This is a genomic window from Anaerostipes hadrus ATCC 29173 = JCM 17467 (assembly GCF_030296915.1).
Classification (GTDB): Bacteria; Bacillota; Clostridia; order Lachnospirales; family Lachnospiraceae; genus Anaerostipes; species Anaerostipes hadrus.
In genome coordinates, this window is the sequence record NZ_AP028031.1 from 1,252,804 (window position 1) to 1,278,225 (window position 25,422).

General features: G+C 36.2%; 23 protein-coding genes. 22 read left to right on the forward strand and 1 reads right to left on the reverse strand.

Going from position 1 to position 25,422, the window contains the following annotated elements; translation table 11 throughout:
- Position 1: 1 nt before the first annotated feature.
- From QUE18_RS06175 to QUE18_RS06235, 13 genes are all read left to right on the forward strand, one after another.
- The gene (locus QUE18_RS06175) at positions 2-823 is read left to right on the forward strand and encodes a TlyA family RNA methyltransferase (RefSeq protein ID WP_008392818.1); all 822 of its coding nucleotides are present in this window, start codon (positions 2-4) and stop codon (positions 821-823) included.
- A gap of 1 nt (position 824) precedes the next feature.
- Positions 825-1,685 carry an NAD(+)/NADH kinase gene (locus QUE18_RS06180; RefSeq protein ID WP_008392817.1) on the forward strand — a complete coding sequence of 287 codons (861 nt, stop codon included), beginning with the start codon at positions 825-827 and terminating at the stop codon, positions 1,683-1,685.
- Complete coding sequence (gene argR / locus QUE18_RS06185) at positions 1,672-2,130, forward strand: arginine repressor (RefSeq protein WP_008392816.1); 459 nt, start codon at positions 1,672-1,674, stop codon at positions 2,128-2,130. Before QUE18_RS06180 ends, argR begins: the two co-directional genes overlap by 14 nt.
- 19 nt (positions 2,131-2,149) lie before the next feature.
- On the forward strand, positions 2,150-3,832 hold the full coding sequence (gene recN / locus QUE18_RS06190; protein ID WP_008392815.1) for a DNA repair protein RecN: 1,683 nt from the start codon (positions 2,150-2,152) through the stop codon (positions 3,830-3,832).
- Between the two features lie 74 nt (positions 3,833-3,906).
- A complete protein-coding gene (spoIVB, locus tag QUE18_RS06195; RefSeq protein ID WP_008392814.1) occupies positions 3,907-5,124 on the forward strand; it encodes a SpoIVB peptidase in 1,218 nt (405 codons plus the stop codon).
- Positions 5,125-5,194: 70 nt separating this feature from the next.
- Entirely contained in the window at positions 5,195-6,334 is a 1,140-nt protein-coding gene (locus tag QUE18_RS06200) for an exonuclease SbcCD subunit D (protein ID WP_008392813.1), read from the forward strand.
- Positions 6,331-9,114: an SbcC/MukB-like Walker B domain-containing protein gene (locus QUE18_RS06205; RefSeq protein WP_008392812.1), complete on the forward strand. Its 2,784-nt coding sequence runs from the start codon at positions 6,331-6,333 to the stop codon at positions 9,112-9,114. The genes QUE18_RS06200 and QUE18_RS06205 overlap by 4 nt, the downstream gene beginning before the upstream one ends.
- 19 nt (positions 9,115-9,133) lie before the next feature.
- On the forward strand, positions 9,134-9,319 hold the full coding sequence (locus tag QUE18_RS06210; RefSeq protein ID WP_009203798.1) for an HAD family hydrolase: 186 nt from the start codon (positions 9,134-9,136) through the stop codon (positions 9,317-9,319).
- Positions 9,320-9,476: 157 nt separating this feature from the next.
- The gene (spo0A, locus tag QUE18_RS06215; protein ID WP_008392810.1) at positions 9,477-10,298 is read left to right on the forward strand and encodes a sporulation transcription factor Spo0A; all 822 of its coding nucleotides are present in this window, start codon (positions 9,477-9,479) and stop codon (positions 10,296-10,298) included.
- A 20-nt stretch (positions 10,299-10,318) separates the two neighbouring features.
- Positions 10,319-11,158, forward strand: coding sequence for a sporulation transcription factor Spo0A (gene spo0A, locus QUE18_RS06220; protein WP_009203799.1), 840 nt, complete (start codon positions 10,319-10,321; stop codon positions 11,156-11,158).
- Between the two features lie 68 nt (positions 11,159-11,226).
- On the forward strand, positions 11,227-12,042 hold the full coding sequence (spo0A, locus tag QUE18_RS06225) for a sporulation transcription factor Spo0A (protein WP_009203800.1): 816 nt from the start codon (positions 11,227-11,229) through the stop codon (positions 12,040-12,042).
- A gap of 25 nt (positions 12,043-12,067) precedes the next feature.
- Entirely contained in the window at positions 12,068-13,075 is a 1,008-nt protein-coding gene (gene fliB, locus QUE18_RS06230) for a flagellin lysine-N-methylase (protein ID WP_008392807.1), read from the forward strand.
- A gap of 87 nt (positions 13,076-13,162) precedes the next feature.
- Positions 13,163-13,708: an RNA polymerase sigma factor gene (locus QUE18_RS06235; protein ID WP_009203801.1), complete on the forward strand. Its 546-nt coding sequence runs from the start codon at positions 13,163-13,165 to the stop codon at positions 13,706-13,708.
- A 54-nt stretch (positions 13,709-13,762) separates the two neighbouring features.
- Here QUE18_RS06235 and QUE18_RS06240 read toward each other — a convergent pair whose 3' ends face one another.
- The gene (locus QUE18_RS06240) at positions 13,763-14,428 is read right to left on the reverse strand and encodes a hypothetical protein (RefSeq protein WP_009203802.1); all 666 of its coding nucleotides are present in this window, start codon (positions 14,426-14,428) and stop codon (positions 13,763-13,765) included.
- A 163-nt stretch (positions 14,429-14,591) separates the two neighbouring features.
- Between QUE18_RS06240 and QUE18_RS06245 the strand changes: the two genes are divergently transcribed.
- From QUE18_RS06245 to QUE18_RS06285, 9 genes are all read left to right on the forward strand, one after another.
- Positions 14,592-16,505, forward strand: a complete 1,914-nt coding sequence (locus QUE18_RS06245) for a DNA gyrase/topoisomerase IV subunit B (protein WP_009203803.1) — start codon at positions 14,592-14,594, stop codon at positions 16,503-16,505.
- 21 nt (positions 16,506-16,526) lie between these two features.
- Positions 16,527-18,779, forward strand: a complete 2,253-nt coding sequence (locus tag QUE18_RS06250) for a DNA gyrase/topoisomerase IV subunit A (protein WP_008392803.1) — start codon at positions 16,527-16,529, stop codon at positions 18,777-18,779.
- A gap of 23 nt (positions 18,780-18,802) precedes the next feature.
- The gene (locus QUE18_RS06255; RefSeq protein WP_008392802.1) at positions 18,803-19,717 is read left to right on the forward strand and encodes a glycosyltransferase family 2 protein; all 915 of its coding nucleotides are present in this window, start codon (positions 18,803-18,805) and stop codon (positions 19,715-19,717) included.
- An 87-nt stretch (positions 19,718-19,804) separates the two neighbouring features.
- A complete protein-coding gene (locus tag QUE18_RS06260; RefSeq protein WP_008392801.1) occupies positions 19,805-21,097 on the forward strand; it encodes an LCP family protein in 1,293 nt (430 codons plus the stop codon).
- 162 nt (positions 21,098-21,259) lie between these two features.
- Positions 21,260-21,757, forward strand: coding sequence for an acetolactate synthase small subunit (ilvN, locus tag QUE18_RS06265; RefSeq protein WP_008392800.1), 498 nt, complete (start codon positions 21,260-21,262; stop codon positions 21,755-21,757).
- Positions 21,758-21,812: 55 nt separating this feature from the next.
- Entirely contained in the window at positions 21,813-22,829 is a 1,017-nt protein-coding gene (ilvC, locus tag QUE18_RS06270; RefSeq protein ID WP_008392799.1) for a ketol-acid reductoisomerase, read from the forward strand.
- A gap of 111 nt (positions 22,830-22,940) precedes the next feature.
- Entirely contained in the window at positions 22,941-23,381 is a 441-nt protein-coding gene (dtd, locus tag QUE18_RS06275; RefSeq protein WP_008392798.1) for a D-aminoacyl-tRNA deacylase, read from the forward strand.
- 55 nt (positions 23,382-23,436) lie between these two features.
- Complete coding sequence (locus QUE18_RS06280; RefSeq protein ID WP_009203804.1) at positions 23,437-23,835, forward strand: hypothetical protein; 399 nt, start codon at positions 23,437-23,439, stop codon at positions 23,833-23,835.
- Positions 23,836-23,844: 9 nt separating this feature from the next.
- A complete protein-coding gene (locus tag QUE18_RS06285) occupies positions 23,845-25,419 on the forward strand; it encodes an ABC1 kinase family protein (protein WP_008392796.1) in 1,575 nt (524 codons plus the stop codon).
- The last annotated feature ends 3 nt before the right edge of the window (positions 25,420-25,422 follow it).

The following is a 25,422-nucleotide window of genomic DNA, read 5'->3' on the forward strand; positions in this document are numbered from 1 at the left end:
AATGAAGAAAGAACGTTTAGATGTACTGCTTGTCAAGAAAGGGCTTGCGTCTTCCAGAGAAAAAGCAAAAGCGATCATTATGTCAGGAATCGTTTTTGTAGATGGACAGAGAGAGGATAAAGCAGGATCAACTTTTGATGAAAAGCAGGAGATCATTGTAAAGGGAAAAACTTTAAAATATGTCAGTCGAGGTGGATTAAAGCTTGAGAAGGCTATGAAGAACTTTGATATTGTATTAAAAGACAAAGTCTGCATGGATGTTGGAGCATCTACAGGTGGATTTACAGACTGTATGTTGCAAAATGGTGCAGTGAAAGTATATTCAGTTGATGTCGGGCATGGACAGTTGGACTGGAAACTAAGAAACGATGAGAGAGTTGTTTGTATGGAACGTACGAATATGCGTTATATGACGGAAGACGATATCGATGAAAAGGCATCGTTTGTATCTATTGATGTTTCTTTTATTTCACTGACAAAGATTCTTCCAGCGGTATATCGAATTTTGAATACGGGAGGAGAAGTTGTTGCACTGATCAAACCGCAGTTTGAAGCAGGAAGAGAAAAAGTTGGAAAGAAAGGTGTTGTACGAGATCCAAAAGTTCATGAAGAAGTCATTGAGAAGATCTGTGATTTCGCATCTACGAACGGGTTTGAATTATTACACCTTGATTATTCTCCGATCAAAGGTCCAGAGGGAAATATCGAGTATTTATTACATATGAGAAAAACAGAGACAATGGAGAATGGACATACAATGACAGATCAGATCAAGGAAGTGGTGGATGCATCACATGCGGATCTGGCAAAGAATAAGGAATAACATGAAGAATTTTTTGATTTTAACGAACGAGAAAAAAGATCCAGGACTGCGTATTTCCAAAAAGATCCAGGATTATATTGAAAAACAAGGTGGAATCAGCCAGAGAATGTGTGATTTTACAAGACATGTTCAAAAAGATATGAACTGCATCACAAAAGACACAGAGTGTGTGATCGTTTTAGGTGGAGATGGGACGATGCTTCATGCGGCAAGATTGATCGTAGATCATGATATTCCGATGGTTGGAGTAAATCTCGGTACCTTAGGATTCTTAACAGAGATTGAGTTATCTAAACTTTATGACGGATTGGACGGATTGTTAAATGATACTTTCCAGATCGAGGAGAGAATGATGTTAGATGGGCGCGTGATCCATGCGGATCATGAGACAGATCATCTTCCAGCACTCAATGACGTCGTGATCGCAAGAAGTGGTTTTTCAAGAATCATCTCGTTTCGTATTATGGTCAATGGCAAATTGTTAGATGTATATGAAGCAGATGGGATTATTGTTTCGACGCCGACAGGATCTACAGGATATAATTTATCAGCAGGTGGGCCGGTAGTGAATCCAAAAGCAAATGTTATTTTGATCACTCCGATCTGTCCACATTCGCTGCAGTCAAACAGTCTTGTTCTTTCTCCAGAAGATGAGATTGATATTTATATTGAGAACGTGAGAGAATCTCAGTTAGAGGAAGCCTACGTTACCTTTGACGGTCAGGTTGCGAGAAAACTTCAGCCAGGAGATGTTCTTCAGGTGCGTAAATCAAAGAAGATCGCAAGGATCATTAAAGTGAAAGGAGACAGCTTTTACAGAATCCTTCGAATCAAAGTTGGAGGTCAGAATGAAGAAAAATAGGCAGGAAGCGATCATTGAATTGATCCAGCAATATCCAATTGAGACACAGGAAGAGTTGTTGTCAAGATTAAATCAGATTGGCTTTAAGACAACGCAGGCAACGATTTCAAGAGATATCAGAGAACTGGCATTGATCAAGAAACCGGATGCAGATGGGAAGCAGATTTATTGTCTGATCGATCAGGAAGATGAGACTTCAAGAAAGTATCAGAGGATTTTAGCAGAAGCGATCATTTCCATGGAACTAGCAGAGAATATGCTGGTTGTAAAAACCGTATCGGGAATGGCAATGGCGTCTGCTGCTGCACTTGATTCTTTAAACATCATTGGAATGGTTGGTACGATCGCGGGAGATGATACGATCATGTGTGTTATGAAAGATAAGAATATTGGAAGAACTGCAATTGCTGAGATCGATCATATGATCAAAAAATTAAAAGAATAAATATACAGAGAGGAAATCTATGCTTCAGAATTTACATGTAAAGAATCTTGCGTTGATCAATGAATTGGAAATTACATTTGATGAACATTTGAATATACTGACTGGAGAAACCGGTGCAGGAAAATCTGTCTTGATAGGTTCTATAGAAAGTGCACTTGGGAAAAAAATATCAAAAGATATGATCCGACCGGGAGCAAAAGAAGCAGTCATTGAACTGCTTTTTTGGATTGAAGATCAAAAGCTGATCAAAGAAATCGAAGCTCTGGATCTGGAAGTAGAAGACGGTCAGATCTTCATCAAACGTGTGATCAACGAGAAGAGAAGTATTAATAAGATTAACGATAGTACGGTGACACTCAATACGTTAAGAGAAGTTTCCAGACGTTTATTTGATCTGCATGGTCAGCAAGAACATCAAGTACTGTTAAAAGAGAAAAATCATTTAAGTATGATGGATCATTTTTTACCTGAAAATGCAAGATATTCCTTAGAACAGTGCAAAAATCTTGCAGGAGAATATCACGAGATTTCAACAAAGATAAAAGAAATATCAATAGATGACCAGCAAAGATTAAGAGAGATGGACTTCTTAAAACATGAGATTTCAGAGATTGAGAATGCCAATCTTGTCAAAGGAGAAGACGAGGAATTAGAAACGGTATATCAAAAGATCGTCCATAGCCGAGATATCATTATTTCTTGTCAGGCAGCACGTATGCTGACGGGATATGAGGAAGAAACATCGATTGGCAATCAGTTAAGTGAAAGCATCAGAAGAATGCAGGAGATCAGTCATTTAGATCCTCAGATCTCAGAATTTTATGAACAACTGTTGTCAGTGGAAGATCTGTTAAATGGTTTTCATCAGGAATTGACGACATATATGGAGAATATGGAATTTGATGAGCAGACATATCAGGAAGTGGAAGAACGTCTGAATGTCATTAATTCCTTAAAAGACAAATATGGTCCATCGATTGAAGATGTTACAGCATATGGACAAAAGGCAGAAAAACGATATAATATGTTGTGTGATGCAGAACATGAGATTGAAATATTAAAGAATGAACAGGAACGCATCAGGGAACGATATCTTAAGGAAGCAAAGAATCTGTCAGAACAAAGATGTAAGGTAGCAAAGACACTTGGAAGCAATATCACAAAAGCATTAGAAGATCTGAACTTTTTAGATGTCAGATTTGAAATCGAAGTTACGAAAAAAGACCAGATTTCAGCAGATGGAATGGATCAGATCCGTTTTATGATATCGACCAACCCAGGTCTTCCAATGCGTCCGGTACAAGAAGTAGCATCTGGTGGTGAATTATCAAGAATCATGCTTGCACTCAAATCAGTAGCAGCACAGGCAGATGGAGTAGATACGTTGATCTTTGACGAAATTGATACTGGGATCAGTGGGGAAACTGCCAATCGTGTAGCTAAAAAGATGGCAGTGATCTCAAAGGATCATCAGGTGATCGCGATCACACATCTTCCACAGATCGCAGCGATGGCAGATAGTCACTACTTCATTAGAAAACAAACCGATCAGAAGAATACGCAGACAATGATCCGAAAATTAAATGAATCAGAATCGTTAAAAGAGATTTCAAGAATGATCAGCGGGGATCAATGGAGTGAAACGTCTATGGAACATGCAAAAGAAATGAAATCTTTGGCAGATGAAACAAAATTATACTGAGTATGTAAGCGGTGATCTTCATATAATAAAAAGGATATATCAATGACGATATGTCCTTTTTTAGGAGGAAAAATATGAAAAAATACACTTACCGCAAATTTTTAATTCTACTTTTTATGATCAATTTAATCGCAATAACTGCAGTTTATATAAAATACTGCAATGCAAGACTTCCAGATACGATTCATATCAACAAGGGCGAAACAGTCTCTCTTTGTTATGATGTACCAGTTAGTGCAACGATCGATCATCAAACGATACGATTAAATCAGCCCATTGTATTCAAACAATGTCACATGGGTCAGTATGAAATGAAAACCAATTTATTTGGCGCGATTCCATTAAAGAAGATTAAAGTGAAGGTCGTAGATGACCAAAAGATCACGCCAAGCGGTGAAGTGATCGGTGTCTATGTAGAAACAGATGGATTGTTTGTGCTTGATACGGATCAGTTTACCGGGGAAAACAGCATGGAATATGCACCGAGTAAAAATAAATTATATCGTGGAGATTATATCAAAAAGATTGATGGAAAAGATATTGTATCAAAAAAACAATTCATCGAAAAAATCAATCAAGGTCAAGGAGAATCTGTGATATTAACAGTCCAAAGAAAGGCAAAGATGATGCAGATCAAGATCAAGCCAGAACGTTCAAAGACGGATCACATGTATAAAATTGGAACATGGATCAGGGATAACACGCAGGGAATCGGTACGATGACTTATGTAAAAGGTACGTCATTTGGAGGGTTGGGACACGGTATTTATGATATGGATACAGGCACACTTTTAAAGATCAAAGGTGGTCTTTTGCTGGATCCACAGATTTATTCCATTAAAAAAGGAAAATCAGGAACGCCGGGAGAGATTGTTGGAAGTATTGAATACAAGGAAGAGAATATTTTAGGTTCCATCAAAAAAAATACGGAAAAAGGAATTTATGGAACAATACCAAAGAAACAACAAAAAGCATACAAGATAGGATATCGTCAAGATATCAAACCAGGGAAAGCTTATATTCTCTCCAATGTAAGCGGTACTATGAAACAATATGAGATCCAGATCAATAAGATCGTGCCATCCGACAAGGATGTGTTAAAAAGTATGGAGATTGAAGTGACAGACAAAGAATTATTAAAACTTACCAACGGGATCATACAGGGAATGAGTGGCAGTCCAATCTTGCAGAATGGGAAACTTATTGGTGCTGTTACACATGTTTTTGTAAATGACCCGATGAAAGGGTATGCTATTCTTATGGAAACAATGCTCTATGAGATGGAAAATTAGAGCAAAGGGAAATGAAAGCTGTTTTTAAAATATAAGTTTGCTACAATAGAAAAAAGGGAGGGTAAGAGACATGAAGATTTTGCATCTTGGAGATCTGCATCTCGGAAAGAGAGTGAATGAGATATCCATGATTGAAGATCAGAAATTTATATTGGATCAGATCGTTACATTAGTAAAAGAAGAAAAGATAGATGTTATTTTATTATGTGGGGATATCTATGATAAGGCAATACCGACGATCGAGGCGATTCATCTGCTGGATGAATTTTTAGAAGAACTGAGTGATCTTAAAGTAAAAGTATTGATGATCAGCGGAAATCATGATTCTTCGGAAAGATTGTCATTTGGAAGAAACTTATTTAAACGATCTAATTTATATATTGCATCACAATTTAATCAGGAAATTGAAAAGATTACGATCAAGGAAGATGGATACAATATTAATTTTTATATGCTTCCATTTGTAAAGCCAGCGTATATCAATCATGTATTAAAAATTCAGACAGAAACCTATGAAGAATGCTTCAAGCATCTAATGGAACAAGTGAAGATCAACGAAGATGAGACGAATATCCTGCTGGCGCATCAGTTTGTAACGGTTGGAAAGAATTCTCCAGAATTGTCAGATTCAGAAACAAGCAGCCTTGGAGGGATTGATAATATTGATTACCGTCTATTTGATGCATTTGACTATGTAGCACTTGGACATATCCACAAGCCGCAGGCAATGGGACGTGAAATGGTAAGGTATGCTGGATCGATCTTAAAATATTCTTTTTCAGAAATTTACAAAGACAAACAGGCAACGATCCTTACGATCAGTAAAAACAAGCAGATCTCCCTATCCCATCATTTGCTAAAACCATTACGTGATATGAGGGAAATGGAATGTTCGTTAGAATCATTGTTAAAAAGAAAATGTGAAATTGGAAATGAAGAAGATTATATGCATGTCATTCTGACGGATGAGGAGCAGATTTTAGATGCGATCGGGAAAGTACGTACGGTTTATCCGAATGTTATGCAGATCAGCTTTAAAAACCGTCGTCATATGATGCAATATGAAACCATTCAGATGAAAGAAAACCAGATCGCAGATCAAAATCCAATGGAATTATTTGAACAGTTTTATAAAATGCAAAATCATATTGATCTGGATGAAAAAAGAGCACAGATGGCAATATCCATTTTTGAGGAGGTGATTCGTTGAGACCGCAAAAATTAATATTATCTGCATTTGGACCATTTGCAGAGGAAACAGTGATTGATTTTACCAGATTTAAAGATGGGATTTTTTTGATCTCAGGAGAAACAGGTGCAGGGAAAACGACTATTTTTGATGGAATCTGTTTTGCTTTATACGGTGAGCCAAGTGGTTCTTATCGAAAACAGGATATGCTAAGAAGTGATTTTGCCAAAGATGAGACAGAGACGAAAGTGGTATTCTTATTTTCGCATCGCAAAAAGCAGTACAAGATTGAAAGAAATCCATCCTATATGCGAAAGAGCAAACGAGGAGACAAAATGACACGACAGTCTCCGTATGCAGTATTATATCAAGAAGATGAGATTGTAACAACAGGAAGTCAGCAAGTGACCGCGCAGATGGAAGAAATTCTTGGAATGGACCGTATGCAGTATCAGCAGATTTCAATGATCGCACAAGGAGAATTTTTAAAACTTCTTTACGCGAAAGGAAAAGAACGGAGTGAAATCTTTCGTAAGATTTTTGGAACATGGTATCTGTATGAATTTCAGGAAAAGATCAAACGTAGACATCTTTCTTGTAAATACGAATATGAGAATCTTGGGAATACCTTGTTAGAGCAGGAAGATAACATTTTTGTATCAAAAGATGCAGAAGAATATGAAGAATATACACGGTATTTAAAACAAAAACATCAAATTGTAGAATTTATGGATGTAGTAAAAAGATATCAGTATCGAAAACAACAAGAATATGAGAATTTCCAGAAACAAAAAGAAACACAAGAAGAACTATATCAGAAGCAACGGATTGTTTTTTCACAGATAACGGAGAAGAGACAGAAGATCAAAGATATAAAAGAAGAAATTAAAGAACTTATAGTACAAGAAAAAGAAAATAAAGCAGAACAGCGAGCGATCAAAAAAGAATATGATCAGATCCAAAAGGAACTGCCGAAACTACATAAAAAGGAATTAAGGTTTCAAGAACTCCAAAAACAGATAAAACAATATAAAGAGCTGGAAGCATTAGAGAAAAAAAAGGAATCTTTAAAGAATGCGAAAGAACGTATGATCAGACAGCAGGAAGAAACGGAGAAAAAAAAAGAGAACGAAAGACAAAGAGAATTAAAACTACTAGAATTTCTTAGACAGGCAGATGAGATTGAAACACAATACGATCATTTGCAAAAAGAAGAATTGAAACTTCATGTTCAGACAGAAAAAAATCATGAATTGTGTAAGGAGAAAGAAGCTTATTTTGAGAAACTTCGGATTTATGAAGAGGCTGGAGAAGTCTATGATAAGATCAGAATGCAAAGAAAAGAATACAGAGATCGATTGTCAGACTGGCAGGATCGATATGACTGTAATCAAGCAGGACTTCTGGCAAGAAATCTGATAGACGGTCATCCATGTCCGGTTTGTGGATCATTACATCATCCAAAAACAGCAGATTTTAAAGAAAGTGATATTACGCAGGAGATGCTTCGTGCACTTCGTGAAGAAACGGAATTGATCGATCGGCAATATAATACTGCATTTGCGAAAGTAAAACAGAGTAAAGGTATTGTTGAGATATGTAAAGAACAGCTTTGCAAAAAAAGTGGGAAAAGATCAGAAGAGTTTGAAAAGCTTGACGAGATCTATGAAATCTCTTTACGACAATATAAAAAAGTAAAAAAAGAATTTGAAAGAATCAAAAAACAGAAAGAAAAGATAGCAGAACAAAGAGTAAAAGTTGAAAAATCCAAAGAAAAACAATTGAACTATGTGGAAAAACTGCAGGAAATTGCCGGAAAATCACATGAAAAAGATAGTTTATATAAGCAGACAGAGGCCAGAATAGAAGAAATCTGTAAGAATCTTGAATATAAAACATATAAAGATGCCAGTGAAGAACAGCAGCGATTATCTGATGAGATCGATCAGATGAAATTTAATAAAGAAGAAATAGAAAAGAAAAAAGAAAGTGTTGAAATACAGGGAGTTCATATCAAAGCGGCCATTGAAGAAAAAGAAAATACACTTTCGAGTGTTACAAAACAGTTGGAAGAACACAAAGAGATGAATGAAGAAATTTCAGATTTTAGAAAATTTGAAACAAAACTTCATCAGATGAAAAAAGAAATACAAAAACAAAATCAGAATCTGGAACAATTAAATCAACATATCTCTGTAAACGAACAATCGATAAGATTTATGGACAAGAAGATGGAAGAGTATAAAGAAACAGAAATGAACTATACACTGTTAAAAGATCTGTCAGATACAGCAAATGGAGAACAAAAAGGAAAGACAAAGATTTCATTTGAACGTTTTGTGCAGTCAGTATATTTTGATCTGATCTTGGCAGCAGCCAATGAACGGTTGTCCGTTATGAGTGAACAAAGATATTATCTGCTTCGAAAAGAAGAAAATGATATAAACAAAGGATCTTCTGGTCTGGAATTGGAGATTCTTGATGAATGGACAGGAAAAAGAAGAAATGTAAGATCATTATCTGGAGGAGAATCATTTAAAGCAGCATTATCTCTTGCGTTAGGATTAAGTGATGTGATCCAGAACAAAAAAGGCGGGATACAGGTTGATACGATCTTTATTGATGAGGGATTTGGTACTTTAGATGCGGATTCTTTAAATAAGGCGATGCAGATCATAAATTCACTGTCTTTGGAAGGAAATAAGCTGGTTGGCATAATTTCACATGTCGATGAATTGAAAGATCAGATCGATCAAAAGATTGAAGTTTATAAAGATCATGCAGGAAGTAAAGTGAAATAAAAAGGAATTGCAAATTCTTATGACAGGAAGTCGAAGACATGATATACTAGGAAAGAAAGAAAATAATCTGTCAAACATTAGAACATTGTACAGATTTGAGAACAGAGAGGAGCTGATGCATGCCGAAGCAGATCAGATTGTTGTGACAACAACAGAGTTACTGGATGTCATATGGAATCATCGAAGTGAGAAATTATATATTTAACAATTTACGCAGCGAAATATGACATAGATTTTAAAAAATAGAATTAATTTTGTCGAATTATGTCGAATCCTTTGGAAATCAACCAAAACTTGCGAAGAAATATGGGTTGTTTGTAAACTTAAATCAAATATATAATTAATTTGTAGAGAAAAACAGAATGGGAGGACTGAAGATGAACAAGATTAATGTGGCTATTGCAGATGACAACCAGAGAACTGTTGAGATGATGACAGAACTGTTAGAGCAGGAAAGTGATATTGAAGTAATCGCAAGTGCGGATGATGGAGAAGAAGCATTGCGTATCATCAAGGAAAAACAACCGGATGTTGTATTACTGGATATCATTATGCCGAAACTCGATGGAATTGGTGTATTAGAACGTTTGCAAACAGAAGATCTAAGTAAAAGACCGATCATTATTATGGTCTCCGCAATGGGGCAGGAAAATGTCTGCGAAGAGGCTATGGAATTAGGAGCATCTTATTTTATTTTAAAGCCGTTTGATCTAAGAACGATCATTAAGCAGATCAAGCAGGCAAAGATAAAACAGCAGATTCCTGAAAGACCATTCGTTTCTGTACCAGAGAAGATTCATGGATTGACAGAAAACCAGTTGGAGATCATCATAACGAATATGATTCATGAGATCGGGGTTCCGGCTCATATCAAAGGTTATCAGTACTTAAGAGATTCGATCATGATGGCAGTCTGTGATATGGATATTTTAAATTCCATAACAAAACAGCTGTATCCGTCAATCGCACAGAAGTTTGATACGACACCAAGCAGGGTAGAACGAGCGATCAGACATGCGATCGAGGTTGCCTGGGGAAGAGGAAATATGGACACGATCGATGCATTGTTTGGCTATACGATTCATGCAGGAAAAGGAAAACCTACGAATTCAGAGTTTATTGCATTGATCGCGGATAAAATACGCCTGGAATATGGAGATGAAGTACTGATCGAGGAAAAATAACAGCATAAGACATCATAATCATGATCAGGAGGTTGAAAAAGTTGGAAAAGAAGTTAAATATTTTAATTGTGGATGGGGACGTATCAGAAGCAGAGGAGTTAGAAAATGAACTGAATAGAGAGTTTGATATTGTTGGAACAGTATTCGATGGAATGAAAGCAGTTGATGAGATCATTAGAAAGAAACCAGAAGTTGTCTTAATTGATATCATGCTGCCATATATCGATGGAGTCGGGGTGATCGAAAAATGCAGAGAATGTATGGAATATGAACAATTACCAGTATTTATTGTTTTAACATCGATCGGTACTGAGAAATTGATCGAATGCGTCAATCATATGGACATTGATTATTGTATGATGAGACCATTTAAGAATGAGGTACTGTGCCGCAGGATCAAACAAGTTGCAAAAATCAAAGGATTGGATCAGAAAATCATTCAGAAAGAAACAGAAAATAATTTTAAGAAAAATGATCAAAGAACAGTGATCGATCATGAATTTCATATGAAACAGGATGTGACAAAGATCATAAGAGATCTTGGAATTCCGGCTCATATAAAGGGGTATCAGTATATTAGAGAGGGAATTATCATGGCAATTGAGGATATTAATATGATGAATTATATTACAAAGTTATTATATCCAACAATTGCGAAAAAATACAAAACGACATCAAGCAGCGTAGAGAGGGCGATTCGGCATGCGATTGAGGTGGCATGGAGTCGTGGAAAAGTTGAATTGCTGGAAGAAATGTTTGGTTATACGATAAGTTCTGGAAAGGGAAAGCCGACAAATTCAGAGTTTATTGCATTGATCGCGGATAAACTAAGACTCGATTATCATATGAATGCATCTTAAGATGATGATGATGAGATAATATAAGATGCATATGGACGAATACAGGGAGATTGTCTGAAGGAGAAAATATGGATGAAAGACATAGAGTTTTAATTGCAGACAGTTATCCGGACGAGGCAGAACAATTAAAGAAAGAATTATCAGGAAAATATAATGTAATATCAGTAAGAGATAATGGGGTGGATACATTGGATGATATTATAAAATTAAAACCTGATCTTGTAGTTATTGATCTGATGCTTTCAGAGATTGACGGAATTGGTGTAATCGAAAAATGCAGGGAATTGATAGAACCAGATAAAATTCCAGCATTTATTGCATTAACAATGCTCGAAAATAGAGAGCTGATGGAGTGTATCAGACGGTTAAAAGTTGATTATTGTATGATGAAACCGTTTCAGGCAGGAATTCTTGCAGAGAGAATTTCACAGATGATACGGATACGTTCAGTAAATAATGATATTCAAAAAAATGAGAAAGCATTGCATGGACGATCAAAAAGAATGTGTAGCATGTGTGGAACGAATGATGTTCGAAGGCAGATTAGCTTTTTGGTTAGGAATTTAGGGGTGCCTGCACATATTAAAGGGTGCCGTTATATGAAATATGCGATTCTAATGGCGATAGAAGACTGTAATCGTATAAATTATATTACAAAATTATTATACCCTGAGATTGCAAAGAAATGTAAAACAACGACCAGTAGTGTTGAACGGGCGATCCGCCATGCGATCGATATTGTATGGACCAAAGGAAATCAAGAACTTTTAAAAGAGATTTTTGGAACATTTGTGATGGAAGGACAGGAACGTCCGACAAATTCACAATTTATTGCAGCAGTTGCAGATTGGATGCGGCTGGAACATCAGATAAAAGTTTCATAAGAATGAAAATATTTTGGAGGATAAGATGAAAGAATATATTCCTGATTATTATAAGGATTTTCAGTGCATTGCAGATAAATGCAAAGATAGTTGCTGCATTGGATGGGAGATCATGATCGATTCTAAGTCCTATAAAAAATATCAGAATGTTAAAGGAGAATTTCGTGACAGGCTGATGAAAGGCATTGATCACGAAGGCACTCCAGCATTTCATCTTGATGATCGTGACCGCTGTGTGTTTTTGAATCAGAAAAATTTATGTGATATTTATATTGAATTAGGAGAAGACGCTTTGTGTGAGATATGTACACAGCATCCGAGATTTCATAATGAATATGGAAATATTCGCCAGACAGGTCTTGGAATGGCATGCGAAGAAGCTACACGGCTGATGTTTGAGACAAAGGAATTTGGATTATGCCAGATTCAGGGAACGAATACAGAGTCAACGGATGACTTTGATGAATCAGTTTTAGAAATTCAATTATGGATATTGGATTTGCTGAAAAAGAAAGAAAACCCAGTGGAACAAAGAATAGAACAGATATTTGATGTGGTGCAGGGAATCCAGGATCATTTGAACCAAACGGGTGAGATTCTGAATACATGGAAAAATGATCCTATAAAGAAGAATCATATATTAAGTCAAATGCGAGAAGAAACATATATCAAAAACTGGATATCTATATATCAGGAATTAGATTTTATGGAGCCAAAGATTCAGAAGATGTTTTGCAAGATGGAACCAATGCCATGCATGATCAAAGAACAAGGAATCGATGAGTCATATATGGAACATTTGATGAGTTATTTTATTTATCGTTACTTTATGAAATCCTGTGAAGATAATAATCTGATCGATAAAGTTAAGTTCGCAATTTTAAGCTGTTTGATAATTGAACAGATGAATGAATATTGTAAGAGAAATCATATTTTGAAGACACCGCAGGAGATTGCTCGAATTTACTCAAAAGAGATTGAATATTCGCAAGAAAACATGGAAATCATTTTTGAAGAGCTATTATTTGGATAGATCATTATACAAACATTTGTAATAGAACAATATATCTTTATAATAGTTCAGAAAAAAACAATTTAAGAAAATTGAAAGTGAAATATTATGAGAATTCGAAAGAGAAAACCAATAGGGAAAAAGACGATCAAATACATAGAGAAATTGTATGAGGCATATTCAAGGAAGTTATTTTGTATTGCAAAGAATCATGTGAAAGACAATGATCTAGCACAAGACGTGGTGCAAAGTGTATTTGAAAAAGCATTGGTATATCCGGAAAGTATTTTGAAGGTGCCAGAGGAAGAAGTATTTTATTTTCTTACGGCAATAACAAAGAATGAATCCTTTACATTGTTGAAAAATGAAAAGAATAATGAACACGAGAGTCTTACATATGAAGACGGGTCAGAAGGGGATTTTGTTGAAGATCCTAGAGATAATTATCTGCAGATGATCGATCTGGAATCTTTAAAACAGAATCTGGCGGCATTACCACGAAGACATCGAGATACGATTTTATTTCGATATGTTTATGGATTGAAATGTAAAGAAATTGCAGATTTATTTAGAATTACAGAGCGAAGTGTTAAAAATCGCTGCAGAGAAGCAAGGGAACTGCTTAGGCAGATGATGGAAGCAGACGAATTGTAATTAGGATCAATATAAAAAGGTTAGCAGTGTGATCATACTGCTAACCTTTTATATTTATTGATTTGTTGCATTTTTCATGAGTTTAGATCCGACTTCTTCATAATTATCCGGGAAGAAGATATGAAGGGTATTTTTACCGCTTTTGATCTTCTGTAGTTTTAATTTAAATGTTTGTGTATGCATATCAGAGGATACATCAATAGAATTGAAAGCTTCGATCACATTAGATACTAATTGTTTCTTTGCATCGGATAAGTTCTCAATGTGAAGAGGTTTTAATTCATCCAAAGTAGTCTGTTTTGCTTGTTTAAAAATGTCCAGATAATTGATGTATTGGCTAGACACCTTAACTGTTGCATTTTTCTTATCTTGACCTGTTACCGTGATCTTGTGGTCTAAGGAAGAAAGTTTGCTGCTGATCGCTTTATAGATTTCATTTGCTTGTTTCTTAGTGATCGTAACGCCTGCATTCTTAAAACTCTTCTGAAGAGTTGATATCATGGATGTCTGATATGTTTTTAAAGTATCAGATGCTTCAGAATTATCAATTCCAAGATCTGTCATCGATGTTGTATCTTGTTTTATGATCAGATCATAGAATGCCTCCATGGTGTCATCAGGTTTTGAGTTACTTGTACTCTGTCCACATCCAGCAAGGGATAGCAGTAATATGATCCCTAATATACCGGATAGGAACTGTTTGAAAATCCTACGTTTCATACTTATTGTTCCTTTCTAGTTTATTCATATTTCATTATAGAGATTTTGGGAGGTAAAGTCAATTACTGTCGAATGACGGCTATAAGAAACAGCTCAATTGACGAAGAAGATCATTGTGTGATACACTAGATAACCGAAAGAGAAAAAGGAGAGTTGCGTATTTATGGCAAATAAGACATATGATGCTAATAGTATTTCGGTTTTAGAAGGACTAGAAGCTGTTAGAAAACGCCCTGGAATGTACATTGGAAGTGTATCTACCAAGGGATTGAATCATTTAATATATGAGATAGTAGACAATTCGGTCGATGAATTTCTGGCAGGATATTGTGATGAGATCACAGTATCTTTAAATAAAGATGGAACAGCAACTATTACGGACAATGGACGAGGAATTCCGGTCGGAATTAATGAAAGAACAGGAAAAACAGCGGTAGAGATGGTATTTACCATGTTACATGCAGGAGGTAAGTTTGGAGATGGAGGATATAAGATTTCTGGAGGACTGCATGGAGTTGGTGCATCCGTTGTTAATGCCCTTTCAACATGGCTTACGGTAACTGTAAAACAGGGAGGAAAGATTTACCAGCAGAGATATGAGCGTGGAAAGATCATAACACCTCTTGAGGTGATCGGTACCTGTAGAAAATCAGATACGGGAACAAACGTCCAGTTTTTACCAGACCCAGAGATTTTTGATAAGACATATTTTAAAGCAGCAATGGTTAGAAACCGTTTGCATGAGACTGCGTATTTGAATCCAAAACTTACGATTCATTATGTGAATGAACGAGAAGGTGAAGAAACAACAGTTGATTATCATGAGCCAGAAGGAATCTGCGCTTATGTAAAGAAATTAAATGAAGGAAAACAAATGCTTCATGAACCAGTATATTTTAAAAGAATGATTGATGGAATTGAGGCAGAAGTGGCATTTCAGTATACAGAGGATTTTGGGGAGAATATTCTGGGATTTTGTAATAACATTTATACGATCGAAGGTGGAACACATATCACAGGGTTTAAGACGAAATTCACTACGATCATGAATCAATATGCCAGAGAGATCGGGGTATTAAAAGAAAAAGATTCGAATTTTACTGGAACAGATGTGAGAAATGGTATGACAGCAATCGTTTCCGTCAAACATCCAGAACCAAGATTTGAAGGACAGACGAAGACGAAACTGGATAATCCAGATGCAGCCAAAGCAGTTGGAGAGATCGCGGGAGAAGAATTGGTTCTTTATTTTGATAAGAATCTAGATACTTTAAAAAAAGTGCTGGCATGTGCGGAAAAATCAGCGAAGATCCGTAAAGCGGAAGAAAAAGCGAAGACGAATATGCTGGTAAAACAGAAGTTGTCAATTGACAGCAACGGAAAACTGGCGAACTGTGAAAGTCGTAAAGCACAAGACTGTGAGATTTTTATTGTCGAGGGAGATTCTGCTGGTGGTTCTGCAAAAACAGCAAGAAATCGAAAGACACAGGCAATCCTTCCAATTCGAGGAAAAATCTTAAATGTAGAGAAAGCTACGATGGATAAAGTTCTTGCGAATGCAGAAATTAAAACGATGATCAATGCATTTGGATGTGGTTTTTCTGAAGGATATGGAAATGATTTTGATATCAGTAAGCTTCGTTATCACAAGATCATTATTATGACAGATGCTGATGTGGATGGTGCACATATCGCAACATTGCTTTTGACGTTCTTTTATCGTTTTATGCCAGAATTGATCACGCATGGACATGTATTTCTTGCAACACCGCCGCTTTACAAAGCAATGCCCCAAAAGGGCGAAGAAACTTATCTGTTTGATGATGCAGCACTGACAAGATATCGTGCAGAACATAAGGGAAACTTTACTTTACAACGTTATAAAGGTTTAGGAGAGATGGATGCACAACAGTTATGGGAGACAACGCTGAATCCAGAAAGTCGTACATTAAAACAGATTGAGATCGAAGATGCTAGAATGGCCTCCGATATTACTTCTATGCTGATGGGAAGCGACGTACCACCTCGCAGACAGTTCATTTATGAAAATGCAAATGAAGCGATGTTAGATATATAAATAGAAAGGAAACAATAGATAATGTCAGAACATATTATTAAAGCAGAATTTTCTGAGGTTATGCAAAAATCATATATCGATTATGCGATGAGTGTTATTTGTGCAAGAGCACTTCCAGATGCCAGAGATGGATTAAAGCCAGTACAGAGAAGAGTTTTATATTCCATGGATGAATTAGGACTTCGTTATGACAGGCCACATCGAAAATCTGCAAGAATTGTCGGGGATACCATGGGTAAATATCATCCACATGGTGACAGTTCCATCTACGAATCCTTAGTTGTTATGTCTCAGGATTTCAAAAAAGGAGTCCCTCTTGTTGATGGACATGGAAACTTTGGTTCCATAGAGGGAGACGGCGCTGCGGCTATGCGATATACAGAAGCACGACTTCAGAAGATCACACAGGAAGCATATCTTGCAGACCTTGACAAAAATGTAGTTGATTTTGTATCGAACTTTGATGAAACAGAAAAAGAACCTGAAGTACTTCCAGTTAAGGTGCCAAACTTATTGGTAAATGGAGCAGATGGAATCGCTGTTGGTATGACAACGAGTATTCCACCACATAATTTAGGGGAAGTTGTTGATGCAGTGAAAGCATATATGCGAAAAGAAAGCATCACAAACGAAGAACTCATGGAATATATAAAAGGTCCGGATTTTCCAACAGGCGGCCTTGTGATCAATAAGAAAGATTTGTTAAATATTTATTCTTCAGGAACAGGTAAATTAAAATTAAGAGGAAAAGTAACTTTTGAACCAGCAAAGAAACGTGGGGAAAAAGATAAACTGGTAATTTCAGAAATTCCATACACAATGATCGGAAATAATATTTCCAAGTTTTTATCAGATACCGTAGCACTCATAGAGAACAAAGTGACAACAGATATTTTGGATATTTCCAATGAATCCTCTAAAGATGGAATCCGAATTGTATTAGAACTTCGAAAGGGTGCAGATGTTGAACGCTTAAAAAATCTCTTATATAAGAAAACAAAACTTGAGGATACATTTGGTGTGAATATGCTGGCGATTGTTGATGGACGTCCGGAGACACTGGATCTTAAGGGAATCATTGAAAATCATACGCAGTTTTATTATGAAGTAACAAGAAGAAAATATAAAACATTACTATCAAAATTATATGAACAAAGAGAAATTAAAGAAGGGTTGATCAAAGCATGTGATATGATTGATCTGATCATTGAAATCATTCGTGGAAGTAAGAGTCAGAAGGAAGTGAAGGCATGCCTTACCAAAGGAGATGTTGGAAATATTAATTTCAAGTCTTCAGATTCTATGATCGAAGCAACCAAGCTTTCTTTTACAGACAAACAGGCAAGTGCGATCCTTGATCTTAAATTATACCGATTGATCGGATTAGAGATTTTGATGTTAAAAGAAGAATATGAAGAGATTCTTGCAAAGATCGAAGAATATGAAGATATCTTAAATAACGAGAAATCTTTAAAGAACGTGATTCGTAAAGAATTAGATAAGATTAAAAAAGAATTTGGACGCGAAAGAAGAACTGTGGTCGAAGATGGAAAAGAGGCAGTTTATGTTGCTGCACCAGTCAAAGAAGAGACGGTTTATTTTGTGATGGATCGTTTTGGATATTCCAAGACAATGGATAAGGCAACTTATCAGAGAAATAAGGAAAATATCTTAAAAGAATACAAGTTTATTGTGCCTTGTATGAATACAGATAAGATCTGTATCTTTACCAATCTCGGTGTGATGCACCAGATCAAGGTACTGGATATTCCAGCCGGAAAATTCAGGGATAAAGGGGTACCAATTGATAATTTATGTAATTATGACAGTACAAAAGAATATATCATCCAAGTGCTGGATGCAGAATCAATGATTCATTCATCACTTTTATTTGCAACAGCAAAAAGTATGTTAAAAGTGATGGATGGAGAGTTGTTAAATGCAGCAAAGAGAACTGTGCAGGCAACCAAATTATCGGAAGATGAGTTGATCGAAGTGATTCCGATAGACTGGATGGAAGGATCCGAAGACAAAGTAGTCCTTCAGACGAAAGAAGGAGTTTTCTTAAAATTCTTGCTTTCCGAGATTCCAAAAAAGAAGAAGAGTGCATTAGGTGTTCGTGGAATGAAGTTATCAAAAGATGATTCACTAACGAATATTTATGTGATGGCAGCACAGAATATCAGTTCTATCGTATATAAAGAAAAAGAACTGGAATTTCATCGGTTAAAACTATCAAAAAGAGATAGCAAAGGAACTAAAGTCCGCAGATAGATCTAAGATAGAAAGGAAAAATCATGGTAATTGACTTGATCATACCAACATATAAGCCAGGAGATAAGTTTCAGGAATCATTAAAACGACTTGCATTGCAGACAAGAAAACCAGACCGCATTATTTTAGTTAACACAGAGGCAGAATTTTTTGACGAGGAAATGATCACTCCATATGATAATGTAGAAGTTCATCATATTAAAAAAGAAGAATTTGATCATGGGAAAACAAGAGATTATGGAGCATCGCTTGCCAAAGAAGCTGACATTTTAATGTTTATGACAGATGATGCGATTCCAAAAGATAAATATATGGTGGAAAATCTGATTAAAGCATTTGATGATCCAATAGTAACAGCTGCTTATGGAAGGCAGATGGCTGATCCTGAAAAAAATTATATTGAGTATTATACAAGAATCTTTAATTATCCTCTAGAAAGCAGAGTTAAAACAAAAGAGGATCTGGATACTCTGGGGATCAAAACATTTTTCTGTTCAAATGTATGCAGTGCTTATCGAAGATCAGAGTATGATGCAATGGGAGGCTTCGAGCATAAAACAATTTTTAACGAGGACATGATCATGGCTTCAAAGATGATCGAAGATGGAAAGGCAGTTGCCTATCAGGCAGATGCAAGGGTATGGCATTGGCATGATTACAAGGCGATACAACAGTTACATAGGAATTTCGATCTTGCAGTGTCACAAGTAGATCATGGAGGATTGTTTCTTAAAGTGAGATCAGAATCGGAAGGTGTAAAAATGGTTATCGCGACGATCAAGCATCTTTTTAAAAAGGGGAAAATATATCTTATTCCAAAGTATGTGATCGATACAGGATTTAAATTGATCGGATATAAACTTGGAAGAAATTATAAAAAACTGCCAAAATGGATGGTTTTAAAGCTTACGATGAATCAGACTTATTGGAAAGCTTAACAAAAACTTAATAAAATCACCTACTGTTTTTTTGTATGATATGATATAATCTACAATGATAAGCAGATAATTGTGAGGAGGACACGAATGAAGATTAAGAAGTTTAAAATTATCCTAAGTCTGTTTTTGATCATAGGAATTGCTGCAGGGGGAGTGCTTGGATATTATGATGCAAGATTAGAAGCAGCAGTGAATAATAAGAATGGAAGTACACTGACAGACGTAAAGGTAGATGATAATCTGACATTTAATAAGAATGTTATTAATATCTTATTAGTTGGATCTGATCATGGAGCAATCAAAGGTGATCACGGAAGATCTGACAGTATTATGATCGCAACGGTCAATTTTAAGACAAAAGAATTAAAGCTCACTTCTTTGATGAGAGATATGTATGTTGAGATTCCAGGACATGGACATAACAAGTTAAATGCAGCCTATGCATTTGGTGGTGTAGAATTATTATACCAGACGATCGCTAAGAACTTTGGGATTAAGATCGACAAGTATTGTGTTGTTGATTTCTCAACATTTGAGAAAGTTATCAATAAAGTTGGCGGTGTAGAAATTTCGCTGGAAGAAAAAGAAGCAAAATACTTGAATACAACAAATTACATTTCAAAGAAGAAATACCGTAATGTGAAGGTTGGGAAACAGACATTGAATGGAAATCAGGCATTAGGATATGCCAGGGTTCGTTACGTTGTTTCTAAGAAATACGGAGATGGAGACTTTGGAAGAACAGGTCGTCAAAGAGCAGTACTTCAAGCAGCACTTAATAAAGTATTGCAGCAGAGCCCAACAAAGATCGCAGATATTGCGTTAGATTCATTAGCCGATGTGTCAACAGATATGAGTGCAAAATACCTGAAGAGTCTGGTATTGAAAGTTGTTCAGATGGGGACGACAGAAATCGACCAGATGAGGGTGCCATTAGAAGGTACTTATAAGATGGGAAGAGCACAGAGCAATATGTTCGTATTCTTTATAAACTTCAGTGCTAATAAAGCAGCCATGAATTATTTCTTATTTGACAAAGGCAGTGAAAAAGACTGGGCAAAAGAATATGGAGGAATATCTTCTGTTGAGACATTTGGATATTCCGGAACATCATCATCTGACTCAACAAGCAGTAGTTCATCATATTCAACATCTAGTACAAGAAGCAGCTATCAGCAGGAAAGTTACAGCACAACAAGCAGCAGCCATACGACTTATAGTACAAGGTCTACAACTACGAGAAGTACAGAAGAACGTGTGACAGAAAGTACAACGTCACAGCCACAGACATCTGCACCAAGACCAACCACAGCACATCATACAACGACAGCTGCGGCGACAGAATCAACACCTTCTGGTGATTCTGTTGAAGAAGAATAAACAAAAATAAATTAAAATGAAAATGTGTCAAGGTAGAATCACTGTCATATCATATTCTTTCTTGACACATATTTGTATAATTGGTAGAATAAAAAAAGTTACCAATACCCTGTAATATACCATTACGGTGATAGAATAAGACAAAGAAAGGAAATAAAAGATATGCGACAGATCGTTCTTTCTATTTTAGTAGAGAATACTCCCGGGGTATTAAGCCGAATTTCTGGTTTATTTACAAGAAGAGGGTATAACATAGACAGCATCACAGCATGTACGACACAAGATCAGAAGTTTTCAAGAATTACGATCGCAGTCAGCGGTGATGATATGATCTTGAAACAGATCAAGAATCAACTTTCAAAACTGGAAGATGTTGTGAAGATTTTTGAACTGGAAAACAGTAAGTCTGTTTGCAGAGAATTGATCCTTGCAAAGATCCGTGCAAACAAGACAGAGAAACAGGAGGTTATCACGATTGCAGATATTTTCAGAGCGAAAGTTGTGGATGTATCTAAGGATAATCTGATGATCGAGTTAACTGGGAATGTGAATAAGATAGAAGCATTTATCAATCTGATCAGTGATTTTGGAGTGATCGAAATTGTGAGAACAGGAATCACTGGTTTATCAAGAGGAGAAGATAACTCTAATATATTTTGATGAGAGTAACGGGTCAGGACCCTTACTATAAAGCCAAAAAATGGAGGAATGAAAAATGGCAAAGATTTATTATCAAGAAGACTGTAACTTATCACTTTTAGATGGAAAAACCATCGCTATTATCGGTTATGGAAGCCAGGGACATGCGCATGCCCTTAACTTAAAAGAGTCTGGATGCAATGTTATCATCGGTCTTTATGAAGGAAGCAGATCTTGGAAGAGAGCAGAAGAACAGGGATTTGAAGTGTACACATCTGCAGAAGCTGCTAAGAAAGCTGATATCATCATGATTCTGATCAACGATGAAAAACAGGCTAAATTATACAAAGAAAGCATCGAACCAAACTTAGAGCCAGGAAATATGTTAATGTTCGCTCATGGTTTCAATATCCACTTCGGATGCATCACACCTCCAAAAGATGTGGATGTAACTATGATCGCACCTAAAGCTCCAGGACATACTGTAAGAAGCGAATATCAGGCAGGAAAAGGAACTCCTTGCTTAGTAGCTGTTGAACAGGATGCTACAGGTAAAGCATTAGATTTAGCACTTGCTTATTCTTTAGGAATTGGTGGAGCAAGAGCTGGTGTTCTTGAAACTACATTCAGAACAGAAACAGAAACAGACCTTTTCGGAGAACAGGCAGTACTTTGCGGTGGTGTTTGTGCATTAATGCAGGCTGGTTTCGAAACATTAGTAGAAGCTGGATATGATCCAAGAAACGCTTACTTTGAGTGTATCCATGAAATGAAACTGATCGTAGACTTAATCTACCAGTCAGGATTCGAAGGAATGAGATATTCTATCTCTAACACAGCTGAATATGGTGATTACATCACAGGACCTAAGATCATCACAGAAGATACTAAGAAAGCTATGAAACAGGTTCTTACAGATATTCAGGACGGAACATTCGCTAAAGACTTCTTATTAGATATGTCTGATGCAGGATCTCAGGTTCACTTCAAAGCTATGAGAAAATTAGCTGCTGAACATCAGTCTGAAGTTGTCGGAAAAGAAATCCGTAGCTTATACAGCTGGAGCAACGAAGATAAATTAATCAACAACTAGGATTTATTTATCTTACATAAGGATATAAAAGATCAGAGATTTTTAATTTCTGATCTTTTTCTTTATGTAGGAATATTTAAAGAAAATAATACCTTAAAGGAAGGAAAAGCAATGAAATTTGTAATTCAGAGAGTAAAAGAAGCATCGGTAAAAGTAGATGATGAATACACAGGGAAGATAAAAAAAGGATATTTAGTTTTGATCGGTGTAGGGCAGGAAGATACAAAAGAAGAAGCCGATAAATATATTCGTAAGATGATCAATCTTCGTATTTTTGAAGATGAAAATGGAAAAACAAATTGTTCATTAAAAGATGTGGATGGAGAATTGTTGTTAGTATCTCAGTTTACGCTTTATGCAAGCTGCAGAAAAGGAAATCGTCCAAGTTTTACACAGGCAGGAGATCCAAAGAAAGCAGAAGAATTATATGAATATATCATTAAGGAATGCAACAAGGAAATAGATGTTGTACAGACAGGTATTTTTGGAGCACATATGGAAGTTGCTTTAATAAATGATGGACCATTTACGGTTGTCCTTGAAGATCTATAGTGGTAAAATAAAAGTGACAAATGATCATGCTAAATTATAGAAAGGATGATGACATATGGATTTCACAAATGGAATGAAAAAAGCATTTCTTGCAAGTGTAGGTGCAGCAGCAACAACTGCAGAAGTTACCAAAGACATTCTTGAGAAAATGATTGAAAAGGGTGAACGTACTGTAGAACATGGAAAAGTGTTAAATCAGGAATTAAAGCACAATGCAAAACAGAAAGTCAAAGAACATGTATCTATCCAAGTGACTAAGAAATATGATAAAGCATTTGAATGTGTTGATGAAATGTCCCCAGAAGATCTTGCACTTTTAAAAGAAAGAATTGCAAAAGCTGAGGCACTTCAGAAAGAAAAACAGGAAGCTGAAGAAGATGTTGAAGTGGAAGAAAGTGAAGCAACAACAGATTCAGAGACATCACAAGTACAAGAGGATGAAACTGAACAATAAGAGGTACTTATGAAACAGGAAACAGGAAGACTGAAAGAGATCTTGCATGTATTAAATCAGCATAATGTCACACATGGGATCAATCCAGAGAAGTTATGCAGTATTTTAGAAGATCTTGGTCCAACTTATGTAAAGCTTGGGCAGATCATGTCAATGCGTTCGGATATATTGCCAGAGAAGTATTGTCATGAGTTAGCGAGACTTCGCACGGATGTAAAACCGATGAGTTTTAATGAAATATGGAAGATCTTGAATAAAGAACTTCATAATGACCCCGGTCAACTATTTCAGAAGATTAACCAGATACCAGTTGGGTGTGCATCAATCGCACAGGTCCATGAGGCCGTTTTAGGAGATGGCAGTAAAGTTGTATTAAAAATCCAGAGACCGCAGATTAAACAGATCATGGCAGAAGATATTGCTCTGTTAAAGAAGGCTTCTGGATTTTTAAATTTTGCAACAGGAACCGGTGAATTGATTGATTTTAGAAAAGTTATTGATGAGTTGTGGGAGACATCCAAAGAAGAAATGGATTTTGAAAAAGAAGCACAACATTTGGAACGATTTTATGAGAACCAGAAGGACGTTGCATATGTGACATGTCCGAAAGTATATAAGGAATATTCGAATGAGCATTTGCTGGTGATGAGTTATGTTGATGGAATCCAGATCGACCATATCGAGGAACTTGATCGCAATGGGTATGATAGGAAGGAGATTGCCCAGAAAACAGCACAAAACTATTGTAAACAGATTTTGGCGGATGGTTTTTTTCATGCAGATCCACATCCAGGGAATCTATGGATTAGTGGTGGTCAGATCGTATGGCTTGATCTTGGAATGGCAGGTGATCTATCTGAACATTACCGTGCGATCATGAAACGTGCGATCACAGCTATTCTTAAAAATGATATTTATGAACTTAAGAATGCATTCTTATCGTTTGGAAAACCGACAGAGAAGATCGACCATGCTAGTTTGTATACGGATCTTGATGATATGGTTGGAAAATACATGAATATGGATTTCGGGACCATGGATCTTGGAGAATTGATGGAAGATGCAATAGGGCTTTTGAAGAAACATAAGATTGCGATCGAACCAGATATTACGCTGCTTGCAAGAAGTATGGTGACTATGGAAGGAACATTGAAATTATGTTCTCCAGAAGTGAATATGATACAGATATTGACTTCTTATATGTCTGCGAATATGTTTCATGAGATTGATATAAAGAAAGAGATAAGACATGCTTTGAGAGATATTTATGGGTCATCTAAGAAATCTTTGGAGATACCAGCACAGGTATCAGATCTTTTGAACATTACAAAGAATGGACAGGTAAGGGTAAACATTGAATCTGCGCAGATCGAGAAAGCAGGTAGAGAATTAAAAAAAGGATTTGATCATCTGTTGCTTGTATTGATCGTGATGGCACTTTGGTTTAGCTCTGCAATTTTATGTCTAAGTGATGTAACACCGAGAGTGTTAGGAATGCCATATCTTAGTGTGGCAGGATTTATATCAGGGTTTCTGATTGTTTTGTATGTATTGATACATATGCTGATTCAGAGAAAGAAATAAGAA

What these genes read in the sequence shown, in the direction of transcription:
- QUE18_RS06260 (WP_008392801.1), top strand. Translation starts at nt 19,805, where the DNA reads ATGAAGATTAAGAAGTTTAAAATTATCCTAAGTCTGTTTTTGATCATA.
- QUE18_RS06245 (WP_009203803.1), top strand. Translation starts at nt 14,592, where the DNA reads ATGGCAAATAAGACATATGATGCTAATAGTATTTCGGTTTTAGAAGGA.
- spo0A (WP_009203800.1), top strand. Translation starts at nt 11,227, where the DNA reads ATGGATGAAAGACATAGAGTTTTAATTGCAGACAGTTATCCGGACGAG.
- recN (WP_008392815.1), top strand. Translation starts at nt 2,150, where the DNA reads ATGCTTCAGAATTTACATGTAAAGAATCTTGCGTTGATCAATGAATTG.
- QUE18_RS06240 (WP_009203802.1), bottom strand. Translation starts at nt 14,428, where the DNA reads ATGAAACGTAGGATTTTCAAACAGTTCCTATCCGGTATATTAGGGATC.
- ilvN (WP_008392800.1), top strand. Translation starts at nt 21,260, where the DNA reads ATGCGACAGATCGTTCTTTCTATTTTAGTAGAGAATACTCCCGGGGTA.
- argR (WP_008392816.1), top strand. Translation starts at nt 1,672, where the DNA reads ATGAAGAAAAATAGGCAGGAAGCGATCATTGAATTGATCCAGCAATAT.
- QUE18_RS06280 (WP_009203804.1), top strand. Translation starts at nt 23,437, where the DNA reads ATGGATTTCACAAATGGAATGAAAAAAGCATTTCTTGCAAGTGTAGGT.
- QUE18_RS06180 (WP_008392817.1), top strand. Translation starts at nt 825, where the DNA reads ATGAAGAATTTTTTGATTTTAACGAACGAGAAAAAAGATCCAGGACTG.
- QUE18_RS06255 (WP_008392802.1), top strand. Translation starts at nt 18,803, where the DNA reads ATGGTAATTGACTTGATCATACCAACATATAAGCCAGGAGATAAGTTT.
- fliB (WP_008392807.1), top strand. Translation starts at nt 12,068, where the DNA reads ATGAAAGAATATATTCCTGATTATTATAAGGATTTTCAGTGCATTGCA.
- QUE18_RS06175 (WP_008392818.1), top strand. Translation starts at nt 2, where the DNA reads ATGAAGAAAGAACGTTTAGATGTACTGCTTGTCAAGAAAGGGCTTGCG.
- spoIVB (WP_008392814.1), top strand. Translation starts at nt 3,907, where the DNA reads ATGAAAAAATACACTTACCGCAAATTTTTAATTCTACTTTTTATGATC.
- dtd (WP_008392798.1), top strand. Translation starts at nt 22,941, where the DNA reads ATGAAATTTGTAATTCAGAGAGTAAAAGAAGCATCGGTAAAAGTAGAT.
- ilvC (WP_008392799.1), top strand. Translation starts at nt 21,813, where the DNA reads ATGGCAAAGATTTATTATCAAGAAGACTGTAACTTATCACTTTTAGAT.
- QUE18_RS06285 (WP_008392796.1), top strand. Translation starts at nt 23,845, where the DNA reads ATGAAACAGGAAACAGGAAGACTGAAAGAGATCTTGCATGTATTAAAT.
- QUE18_RS06235 (WP_009203801.1), top strand. Translation starts at nt 13,163, where the DNA reads ATGAGAATTCGAAAGAGAAAACCAATAGGGAAAAAGACGATCAAATAC.
- spo0A (WP_009203799.1), top strand. Translation starts at nt 10,319, where the DNA reads ATGATCAGGAGGTTGAAAAAGTTGGAAAAGAAGTTAAATATTTTAATT.
- QUE18_RS06200 (WP_008392813.1), top strand. Translation starts at nt 5,195, where the DNA reads ATGAAGATTTTGCATCTTGGAGATCTGCATCTCGGAAAGAGAGTGAAT.
- QUE18_RS06210 (WP_009203798.1), top strand. Translation starts at nt 9,134, where the DNA reads ATGACAGGAAGTCGAAGACATGATATACTAGGAAAGAAAGAAAATAAT.
- spo0A (WP_008392810.1), top strand. Translation starts at nt 9,477, where the DNA reads ATGGGAGGACTGAAGATGAACAAGATTAATGTGGCTATTGCAGATGAC.
- QUE18_RS06250 (WP_008392803.1), top strand. Translation starts at nt 16,527, where the DNA reads ATGTCAGAACATATTATTAAAGCAGAATTTTCTGAGGTTATGCAAAAA.